General features: G+C 63.8%; 9 protein-coding genes and 1 tRNA gene. 4 read left to right on the top strand and 6 right to left on the bottom strand.

Annotation, left to right across the window (positions count from 1 at the left end; all coding sequences use genetic code 11):
• Positions 1-84: 84 nt before the first annotated feature.
• The 6 genes from DQ229_RS09380 to DQ229_RS09405 form a co-directional block, all read right to left on the bottom strand.
• On the bottom strand, positions 85-936 hold the full coding sequence (locus tag DQ229_RS09380; protein WP_114966019.1) for an ABC transporter permease: 852 nt from the start codon (positions 934-936) through the stop codon (positions 85-87).
• Positions 937-952: 16 nt separating this feature from the next.
• The gene (locus DQ229_RS09385; protein WP_202909547.1) at positions 953-2248 is read right to left on the bottom strand and encodes an ABC transporter permease; all 1296 of its coding nucleotides are present in this window, start codon (positions 2246-2248) and stop codon (positions 953-955) included.
• A gap of 72 nt (positions 2249-2320) precedes the next feature.
• Positions 2321-3427: an ABC transporter substrate-binding protein gene (locus DQ229_RS09390; protein ID WP_114966032.1), complete on the bottom strand. Its 1107-nt coding sequence runs from the start codon at positions 3425-3427 to the stop codon at positions 2321-2323.
• Between the two features lie 103 nt (positions 3428-3530).
• The gene (locus DQ229_RS09395) at positions 3531-4625 is read right to left on the bottom strand and encodes an ABC transporter ATP-binding protein (RefSeq protein WP_114966020.1); all 1095 of its coding nucleotides are present in this window, start codon (positions 4623-4625) and stop codon (positions 3531-3533) included.
• A gap of 335 nt (positions 4626-4960) precedes the next feature.
• A tRNA-Leu gene (locus DQ229_RS09400) sits at positions 4961-5047 on the bottom strand.
• Between the two features lie 76 nt (positions 5048-5123).
• Positions 5124-5624: a DUF2306 domain-containing protein gene (locus tag DQ229_RS09405; RefSeq protein WP_114966021.1), complete on the bottom strand. Its 501-nt coding sequence runs from the start codon at positions 5622-5624 to the stop codon at positions 5124-5126.
• A 125-nt stretch (positions 5625-5749) separates the two neighbouring features.
• Between DQ229_RS09405 and DQ229_RS09410 the strand changes: the two genes are divergently transcribed.
• The 4 genes from DQ229_RS09410 to DQ229_RS09425 all read left to right on the top strand — a co-directional run bounded on the left by DQ229_RS09410 (position 5750) and on the right by DQ229_RS09425 (position 9809).
• Complete coding sequence (locus DQ229_RS09410; RefSeq protein ID WP_114966022.1) at positions 5750-6529, top strand: LytTR family DNA-binding domain-containing protein; 780 nt, start codon at positions 5750-5752, stop codon at positions 6527-6529.
• Positions 6530-6537: 8 nt separating this feature from the next.
• A complete protein-coding gene (gene lipB / locus DQ229_RS09415; RefSeq protein WP_114966023.1) occupies positions 6538-7194 on the top strand; it encodes a lipoyl(octanoyl) transferase LipB in 657 nt (218 codons plus the stop codon).
• 388 nt (positions 7195-7582) lie between these two features.
• Positions 7583-9256, top strand: coding sequence for a cytochrome c oxidase subunit I (gene ctaD / locus DQ229_RS09420; protein WP_114966024.1), 1674 nt, complete (start codon positions 7583-7585; stop codon positions 9254-9256).
• A 16-nt stretch (positions 9257-9272) separates the two neighbouring features.
• Positions 9273-9809 carry a DUF2244 domain-containing protein gene (locus DQ229_RS09425; protein WP_114966025.1) on the top strand — a complete coding sequence of 179 codons (537 nt, stop codon included), beginning with the start codon at positions 9273-9275 and terminating at the stop codon, positions 9807-9809.
• Positions 9810-9965 lie beyond the last annotated feature (156 nt).

Here is a 9965-nt window from a genome sequence, read left to right on the forward strand (position 1 = left end):
TCCGCCGGGCCGCAACCTCATCTCACTCGATGCCTCCAGAACCGCGGCGCATCGCTGAATGGCGCCAACAGCCGCGGCGCCACCTCAGCCGGGTGACATGCCGCGGATACGCTCGGACCGGCGGCGCAACAGCTCGACCGTGGTCAGCAGCGCGATGGAGATCAGCACCAGGATCGTGGCCACCGCCAGGATCGTCGGGCTGATCGATTCGCGGATACCCGACCACATCTCGCGCGGGATGGTGCGTTGCTCGACCCCGGCGACGAACAGGACGATAACGATCTCGTCGAACGAGGTGATGAAGGCAAACAGCGCGCCCGAGATCACACCCGGCAGGATCAGCGGCATGGTGATCTTGAAGAAGGTGCGCGTGGGCGAAGCCCCGAGATTGGCCGCAGCACGGGTGAGCGAATGGTCAAACCCCACCAGCGTGGCCGTCACCGTTATCACCACGAAGGGCGTGCCCAGCGCGGTGTGGGCGAGGATCACGCCCAGATAGGTCTGCGCCAGATTGACCGACGAGAAGAAGAAGAACATGCCGGCGGCCGAAATGATCAGCGGCACGATCATCGGCGAGATCAGGATGCCCATGATCAGCCCCTTGAAGGGCATCTGCGAACGGCTCAGCCCCAGAGCGGCCAGCGTGCCCAGCGTGGTGGCAAGGAAGGTCGCCGCGATCCCGATGATGAAAGAGTTGCGGATCGAGCGCATCCAGCTGTCGGATGAGAAGAGATCCTCGTACCAGCGCAGCGAATAGCCCTCAGGGTTCAGCGTCACCATCTCGCGGGTGAAGGTGAAATAGGGCTGCGCGTTGAAGCTGAGCGGGATCATGATGATGATCGGCGCGAGCAGGAAAAAGAAGATCAGCCCGCAGATCACACGGAAGCTGTAATACCAGACCCGTTCGGCCGGGGTCGCGTAGGAGGGAATGGCCATCGCGCGGATCTCCCAATCAGCCCAGTTTCAGATTGTCGGCGCCAACCAGCCGGTTGTAGGCCCAGTATAGGATCAGCACACCCACCAGCAGGATCGACCCCAGCGCGGCGGCAAGGCCCCAGTTCAGCGATTGCTGCATGTGGCGCGCGATCTCGTTCGAGATCATCCGCCCCGACTGCCCGCCAACAAGCGCCGGCGTGATGTAGTAGCCGATCGAGATGATGAAGACGAGCACCGCCCCCGCGCCGATCCCCGGCAATGTCTGCGGGAAATACACCCGGCGGAAGGCCGTGGTCGGCGTGGCGCCCAGGCTCTTGGCGGCCCGCAGATAGGAGGGCGGAATGGTGCGCATCACCGAGTAGAGCGGCAGCACCATGAAGGGCAGCAGGATATGCGTCATCGCGATGATGGTGCCGTACATGTTGTACATGAGCGAGAATCGCCCGTCATCGCCGATCAACCCTATGTTAACCAACACCTCGTTTATCACGCCTTGCTGCTGCAACAGCACGATCCAGGCGGTGGTGCGCACCAGCAGCGATGTCCAGAACGGCAGCAGCACGCAGATCATCAGCAGGTTGGCATGGCGCATCGGCAGGATCGACATGTAATAGGCGATCGGAAAGCCCAGCGCGAAGGTCAGGAAGGTGATGCCCAGGCTCAGTGCCAGAGTACGCATGAACAGGCCCACATAGATCCGCCGGTTCTCGTCACGGCGGACGATATTGCCCTCGTCATCATACTCGCGGTCGAGTGCCGCTACATAATAGGAGGCCGTCAGCGGCCGCCCCTCGCGCTGAATCACGCGCCAAAACGCGGGATCACCCCAAAGCCGGTGCGAGTCGGTGAAGGCCTCCCTGTAGGGAGGTTCGAAATCTGGAACATTGCGAACCGTACGCGCCACGGCGCCGCGCGCCGCGCTGAGTTCATAGTTGAGGCGCACGCCTAGCGGGCCCCAGGTCTGATCCGCGCGCGGGCGCTGCAGATCTTCGCGGAAATCGGCGGCAAGAGCGGCGAACACTTCTTCGGACGGGACTTCGCTGCCATCCCAGCCCTCGAGCGCATTCAGCGTGCGGGGAAGCGCATTCACCACCTGCGGATTATCCACGCTGCGCCACATCATCTGTCCGATCGGGAACAGAAAGACGATCAGGAGAAAGGCCAGCAGCGGCGTGACCAGCAAGAGTGCCGCAATCTTTCTCCGGCGTTCAGCACGCTGAAGGCTGCGCTTGAGTGGAATGCCATCGGCTGTGACCATCCGCGTGACATTGCCATCACGGCCGTCAAGCGCCCCTGCATCAGCCTGTGCCATGTGCCTGTTCTCCGGCTGTTTCCTGTCGGTGCGGCAGGGGCGCGACCGCCCCTGCCCTTCGTCACGTCCTGATTACTGCATCATCCAGTTGGCGTAGATCTCGCGCAGTTCGTCGCCATAATCGGTCCAGAAATCGTTATCGAGGATGATCGGCGCGAAGTAGTTTTCCGGCGAAGTTGGCATATGAGGCGCCATGTCGAAGCCGTCGACATGCGTGTCCACCAGCACTGCAGAAGATGCGCGTGCGGGGCCATAGCTGATATAGCGGGCTTGGTCAGCAAGGCGCTGCGTGTCGGTAGCGAAATACAGATAGTCCAGCACCGTCTCCAGGTGCGGCCCGCCTTCCGGAATCACCCAGCCGTCCCATTCCACGACCTGCCCGTCCCAGATGATCTCGAAGGGTTGGCCCTCGTCGACCTGCGCCTCGAATATGCGTCCATTGTAGGCAGTCGTGAACGCAACCTCCTGATCGGCCAGAAGTTGCGGAGACTGCGCGCCTTCGGTCCAGAAGATCAGGTGATCCTTGATCGTGTCCAGCTTGGCAAGGGCCCGGTCCACCCCTTCGGGGGTCGCCAGCACGTCATAGATGTCGTCGGGGTTCACCCCATCGGCATAAAGCGCCCATTCAAGGCTTCCGCCGGGCCGATCCTGCAGCGCGCGACGGCCGGGGAAGTTCTCGACGTCAAAGAAATCGGCTACCGTCGAGGGCTGGGCGTCCTCCGGGAACATCTCGGTGTTGAATGCTATGATATTGGAGTAGACGATCTGAGGGATGAAGCATTCGCCAAGCGAGCCAGGCAGGAAATCCTCGCTTGCCGGGGTGCCGTCAGGCGCGGCAGCAAGCATTTCGTCATGGTCGATCGACATGATGATGCCTTCGTCGCAGGCAAGCTGCGCGTCCGACGGCAGCATGTCGACCAGCGCGAGCGTGACATTGCCCGCCTGCGACTGTGCGCGCAACGTGGCAAGGGCGTTGGCCGAACCGTCGTCGTTGATGATGTTCACATGGGGGTTCATCTCCATGTAAGGTTCGTGATAGGCTTGTTGCTGACTATTCGTGTAAGCACCTCCCCAAGACATGACGACAAGGTCGATACGGTCCTGCGCCTGCGCGGCGCTGAGCGCCATGAGGCTGACCGCCCCGCTGGCGCCGATCAGTTTAAGCATTTTCTGCTGCATGAGAGTCTCCTGTGCTTTTTCCATGAGACGCCAGAACCGGGTGCCCCGGCATCCCTGCTGTAACGGCCCCGACAGAGAGGCCGCAATCGTCACGCACGCGCCCTCACGACGGGTCGAGCGCGCGGCAATCCGCCTTCGACCAGCCCAGTTTGAGCGTTTCGCCCTTCTTGACCTGACGGCCGTTTGCGGAGTTCGGCACCTTGACGATGAAATCGTCGTTGCCGCCAACACTCACACGGACGCGGATGTGATCGCCAAGGTAGATCAGTTCCTGCACGACACCTTCAAAGACATTGTCAGCCGTCTCCGGTGCGATGCTCACACGCTCGGGGCGCAGCGAGAGCGTGGAGCGTGCCCCTTCGCCCTCGATATTGACCGCCAGCGCCTCGACCTTCGATCCATCGTCGAGTCGCACCGTGCAGTGATCGCCATCGACCCCGACGACCTTGCCGCGCAAGGTGTTGTTTTCGCCGATGAAGGCCGCGACGAAAGCGTTTTCAGGCCGTTCATACAGATCATCGGGCGTGGCAAGCTGCTGGATGCGCCCGTCATCAAACACCGCGATCCGGTCCGACATGGTCAGCGCCTCGGACTGGTCATGCGTGACATAAACCACCGTCACGCCCAGATTGTCATGGATGTGCTTGATCTCGAACTGCATCTGTTCGCGCAGGTTCTTGTCGAGCGCGCCCAGCGGCTCGTCCATCAGGACTAGCTCAGGCTCGAACACCAACGCGCGGGCCAGCGCGATGCGCTGCTGCTGCCCGCCCGAAAGCTGCGCGGGCCGGCGGCCGCCAAACTTGCCCATCTCGACCATGTCGAGGGCGCGCTTGACCTTCTTCTCGCGCTCGTCCTTGCCCATCCCGCGCACTTCCAGCGGAAACGAGAGGTTCTCGCCCACCGTCATGTGCGGAAACAGCGCATAGTTCTGAAACACCATCCCGATACCGCGCTTGTGCGGCGGGATGTTGTTGATCGGCTTGCCGTCAAGCAGGATGTCGCCGAATGTCGCTGTCTCGAAACCCGCCAGCATCATCAGGCAGGTTGTCTTGCCCGAGCCTGACGGCCCGAGCATGGTCATGAACTCACCCTTGCCGATGCCGAGGTTGAGATCCTTCACCACGAGGGTCTCGCCGTCGTAGCTTTTCTGCACACGGTCGAATTTCACGAATGCCGTGTCGTGGTCGTTTCCCACCACTCCAGTCTCCCTGTGTGTCCGGCAGATTTGTACTGCACTTTGTAACAATTAGTAAAAACCAAACACGCCCTGCAATGCAACAGCCTTGCCCGGCACAGCCTGCCGAAAGCGCGATTGCAGAGACTTCGGGCAGCTTTGACGAGGTTTGGCGGTCGATTTTCCCGCGAATTCCGGAAATTCAGAAAAATTGCCTACGCCCTTCACGGCGAAGCGCGCCGTGACGCGCCCCCACACGGGCCCCTCACAGCCCGAACGCACCCCGCCAACACCCCCGGGGCACAACGCGACAAAACCCGCGAATCGCGGGTTTGTGGCCGAAATTTTCCAAGGGTCTATGGTGCGGTCGAGAAGACTCGAACTTCCACGGGTGTTACCCCACAGCGACCTCAACGCTGCGCGTCTACCAATTCCGCCACGACCGCCCGTGACTTCACGGGCCGCGTCTTAGCGGCTCACGGCGCAGGAGCGCAAGGGGAAAAAGCGTGCAGGACCCGATTTTCAACCCGGCCGCGCAGCTTCCTGCTCGACCGGCTGGGCGCGCCACAGCCAAACCGAAAGACAGCCCAGTAGCAGCGCCGCCACCGCAAAGCCCGTCCAGCTGTCGCCACCGAACAAGACCGCATTCAGCCGCCGCCCCGGCAGCAGCGTGAAGCCCCCCGCAACCAGCATCGACATGATGTAGAGCTGCGTCATTGTCCGCGCGTGCTGCACCCTTCGCCCCGCGCGGATGGCGGCAACCGCCCGCCAGAGCATGACCGGCACCAGCAATGCCAGCAGATGTATCGGCGAGAACGGCCCGATCAGGCGAATCTCGAAGATGCCCAGCGCCGTCAGCGACGTCACCACCATTGCCGCCACCCAGACATGACCCGCGACCCGATGCCAGACGTCACGCCGGCGGCGCAGGATCGCGAAAGGGCCGATACCAAAGGCGACCAGCGCCGCCCAGATGTGAAGCTGGATCAACGGCGTCGAATAGATGATCGGATCAGGATTCATGACGTGCCCCCAATTTTCCGCACTGGTTTTCCCGGCTTGCTTTCCCCTGCCCGCTCGGGCTGTGATGGCCTCGCAAGCCGCACCGGCGCAGGCAATCGCGGCTTCATCACTGACGGAGGGGGTTCGTGACTGACGGCAAGACGTCACTGGCGCTGCGCGAGTTGCGGGCGCATCTGACCGATCCGGTCGTGCTGGCGGTGCAGGCGGGCGTGGCACTGGTGCTGGCGGTGTCGGGGCCGTTCGGCACCTTCGAATCGCTGTCCCTGGCCGCGCGGCTGCTCTACTGGCCCGCGATCGTCTTTGGCACCTACGCCATCGGGGCGGCGCTGACGCTGCTCGTCCTGTCGCCGGCGAACCGGCCCGCGCCGCCATCGCCCTGGCTGGTCTTGCGTGGCACGGTGGTGGTCGGCATCGCGGTCACGGCCTTCGTGTCGCTGCTCAACCTGGCGGCCTTCGGCTGGCGCGGGTATGCGGGGATGCTCGCGCCGCCAGCCCTGCTGGGCACGTTCCTTGTTACGGGCGTGGTCCTGGGCATCCGCGAGATCATCCTCGTGCAGCAAACGCCCGGCCGTCGGCCGCCGCCGATCCTCGCGCGGCTCCCCCTGGGCAAGCGCGGCGCGCTGCTCGCCCTCACGGCGCAGGATCACTATGTCGAGGTTGTCACCGAAAACGGCGCCGAACTCGTGCTGATGCCCCTGCGCGACGCGATTCGCCTTTCCGGGGGGCAGCCGGGGCTGCGGGTGCATCGCTCGCACTGGGTCGCCCTCGATGCGGTGACTGACGCGCGCAGGCGCGGCGACGGGGCTGTGCTGACCTTGACGAACGGGCTGGAAATCCCGGTAAGCCGCGGCCATATGGGGGCAGTCAGGCGCGCCGGGCTTATCGCCGCGCGGCAGGAGAGGTAAGATCGCGCATGGTGGAATGGCACCATATAGACGGGCTTGCGCCCTACGCCGCAACGCTCACCGCCATGGAAGAGCGCGTCGCCCGGATCGCCACCGGCGAGGCCGGCGAGGCCGTCTGGCTGCTCGAACACCCGCCGCTCTACACCGCGGGCACCTCGGCCCGCTCCGGCGATCTGACCGACCCCGGCCGCTTCGAAGTGCACCCGACCGGGCGCGGCGGGCAATACACCTATCATGGCCCCGGGCAGCGCGTGGCCTATGTGATGCTCGATCTGGGCCGCCGCGGCCGCGACGTGCGCCGCTTCGTGAACCTGCTGGAGGAATGGGTGATCGCCACCCTGGCCGAGTTCAACGTGACCGGCGAGCGCCGCGCCGGCCGTGTCGGCGTCTGGGTCGTGCGCCACGACAAACCGCCCCTGCCCGACGGCACCCCGCGCGAGGACAAGATCGCCGCCATCGGAGTGAAACTGCGCCGCTGGGTCAGCTTTCACGGAATCAGCATAAATGTCGAACCCGACCTGAGCCATTACACCGGGATCGTCCCCTGCGGCATCAGCGACCACGGCGTGACCAGTCTGGTCGATCTGGGCCTGCCCGTCACCATGCCCGATCTCGACCTCGCCCTGCGGCGCAGCTTCGAAAAGGTGTTCGGCGCCGCAGACTGACCGCCCCGGCCAACCTGCCCTACCCCGCGCCCCCCGACGCCACCTGCGCGCGCCCTGCCCTTCACTGTGAGGAAAATATCCTCGCCGAAGGCATCCCAAGCTGCCACATGCGCCTGGCCCCGGGCCTGCCGCGCAAGGCTGCCGCGCTTGCAACTGCCGCCGGCCGATGCCGGTGCCGCGGCCGCCAGGGTGTGACAACCCGCCGCAGGCAACACGCATCCGCCATTGCCGCGCCTTCGCGCGTGGCGACAAATCCGCATTTTTCTGCCCTTGCCGGCCATCCTTCACATTGCCCATCGGCGGTTTGCGCTCTAGAACACGCATGGAAACGATGCGGGGCGGACTCGGATTTTGCACCGCGGGGGACAAACGACAACGGGAGCTGAGCATGGCGGACGCAGCCACTCACGGACATGGGCACGAAGACAAGCGCGGCTTCTTCACGCGCTGGTTCATGTCCACCAACCACAAGGACATCGGGATCCTCTACCTGTTCACCTCGGGGATCGTCGGGTTCATCGCGGTGGCCTTCACGGTCTACATGCGCATGGAACTGATGGACCCCGGCGTGCAGTACATGTGCATGGAAGGCGCGCGCCTGACCGCCGCGCCTGAAGGCGAATGCACACCGAACGGTCATATCTGGAACGTCATCGTCACCGCACATGGCGTGCTGATGATGTTCTTCGTCGTGATTCCGGCATTGTTCGGCGGTTTCGGCAACTACTTCATGCCGCTGCATATCGGCGCGCCCGACATGGCGTTCCCGCGCCTGAACAACCTCAGCTACTGGCTCTATGTCGCGGGTTCGACGCTGGCGGTGCTCTCGGTCTTCTCGCCGGGGGGCAACAACCAGCTTGGCGCGGGGGTGGGCTGGGTGCTCTATCCGCCGCTCTCCACCGCCGAGGGCGGTTACGCGATGGATCTGGCGATCTTCGCTGTGCACGTCTCGGGCGCCTCGTCGATCCTCGGCGCGATCAACATGATCACCACTTTCCTGAACATGCGCGCGCCGGGCATGACGCTGCACAAGGTGCCGCTCTTTGCCTGGTCGATCTTCATCACCGCCTGGATGATCCTGCTGGCGCTGCCGGTTCTGGCCGGTGCCATCACGATGCTGCTCACCGACCGCAACTTCGGAACCACCTTCTTCGATCCGGCCGGCGGCGGCGACCCGGTGCTTTATCAGCACATCCTGTGGTTCTTCGGCCATCCGGAAGTGTATATCATCATCCTGCCCGGCTTCGGCATCATCAGCCATGTGATCGCGACCTTCTCGCGCAAGCCGGTCTTCGGGTATCTGCCGATGATCTACGCGATGGTGGCGATCGGCGTGCTGGGCTTCGTTGTCTGGGCGCACCACATGTACACGGTGGGCATGAGCCTGACGCAGCAGTCCTATTTCATGCTGGCGACGATGGTGATCGCGGTGCCCACGGGCATCAAGATCTTCTCCTGGATCGCGACCATGTGGGGCGGCTCGATCGAGTTCAAGACGCCGATGCTCTGGGCTTTCGGCTTCCTGTTCCTGTTCACCGTCGGCGGCGTGACCGGCGTGGTGCTCAGCCAGGCGGCTGTCGACAGGCTTTATCACGACACCTATTACGTCGTGGCGCATTTTCACTATGTGATGTCGCTCGGGGCGGTGTTCGCGCTCTTTGCCGGGATCTACTACTGGATCGGCAAGATGTCGGGCCGGCAATATCCGGAATGGGCGGGCAAGCTGCATTTCTGGGCGATGTTCATCGGCTCGAACATCACCTTCTTCCCGCAGCACTTCCTGGGCCGTCAGGGGATGCCGCGCCGCTACATCGACTACCCGGAGGCCTATGCCTACTGGAACTACATCAGCTCGATCGGCGCGTTCATCTCCTTCGCCTCGTTCGTCTTCTTCATCGGGGTGATTTTCTACACCCTGCGCTACGGCAAGCGCGTCGAAGAAAACAACTACTGGAACGAGCACGCCGACACGCTTGAGTGGACGCTGTCTTCGCCGCCGCCAGAGCATACGTTCGAGACGCTCCCCAAGCGCGAGGACTGGGACAAGTCCCCGGCGCACTGAAGGTAGCCAACAACCCATGCCTTACGAATGGGTAAAGGGAAACGCGAAGGCCCCGGCATTGTCCGGGGCCTTCTACAATGGCGGCCGCACCCCGCCTGCCGCCGTGTTGCACCTCTGGCCGCACCGTTCTCTGCCCGCGCGCGGCTTCGTGCTGTTCATCGCGCTCACCTGCGGGCTGGTCGCCGTTCCGCTGCTCGCGGTGCTTGGCACACCGGTGCTCTGGGGGCTTTTGCCCTTTGTCGTGCTGGTGATCGGCGGCGTGTGGTATGCGATCCAGCGCAACTATCGCGACGGGCAGGTGCTGGAAGAGTTGTCGCTGTGGAGCGACCATCTGCGGCTGCAGCGCCATGGCCCGCGCGGCCAGCGCCGCGAATGGGAGGCCAACCCCTACTGGACCCGCCTGCACCTGCACGAGAAGGACGGCCCGGTCGAAAACTACCTCACCATTGAGGGCGCGGGGCGCGAGGTGGAACTGGGCGCCTTTCTCAGCCCAAAGGAACGGCGCGAGCTTTTCGAGGCGCTGCGCGGCATCATGGGCGGCCGCGCCGGCTGACCTGCGCGGGCAGGGGCCACACTCCATAGTTGTCTGAGCCCAGAGCGGATGGTCGGGGCAATTCCCTGCGCGGAATCAAGGGGGTCAGCCCGCCGCGCGACTGGTCAACCTCTCCTTCGCCTCGCAAAGCGGGTCTCGCAATGTCATCCATGCGGG

Origin of the sequence: Alkalilacustris brevis, from assembly GCF_003350345.1 — a bacterium.
GTDB classification, from domain to species: domain Bacteria; phylum Pseudomonadota; class Alphaproteobacteria; order Rhodobacterales; family Rhodobacteraceae; genus Alkalilacustris; species Alkalilacustris brevis.

Bases quoted from the DNA above. Each gene is read 5' to 3' on its own strand.
- DQ229_RS09380 (WP_114966019.1), bottom strand. From the start codon at position 936: ATGGCCATTCCCTCCTACGCGACCCCGGCCGAACGGGTCTGGTATTAC.
- DQ229_RS09385 (WP_202909547.1), bottom strand. From the start codon at position 2,248: ATGGCACAGGCTGATGCAGGGGCGCTTGACGGCCGTGATGGCAATGTC.
- DQ229_RS09390 (WP_114966032.1), bottom strand. From the start codon at position 3,427: ATGCAGCAGAAAATGCTTAAACTGATCGGCGCCAGCGGGGCGGTCAGC.
- DQ229_RS09405 (WP_114966021.1), bottom strand. From the start codon at position 5,624: ATGAATCCTGATCCGATCATCTATTCGACGCCGTTGATCCAGCTTCAC.
- lipB (WP_114966023.1), top strand. From the start codon at position 6,538: ATGGTGGAATGGCACCATATAGACGGGCTTGCGCCCTACGCCGCAACG.
- ctaD (WP_114966024.1), top strand. From the start codon at position 7,583: ATGGCGGACGCAGCCACTCACGGACATGGGCACGAAGACAAGCGCGGC.
- DQ229_RS09425 (WP_114966025.1), top strand. From the start codon at position 9,273: ATGCCTTACGAATGGGTAAAGGGAAACGCGAAGGCCCCGGCATTGTCC.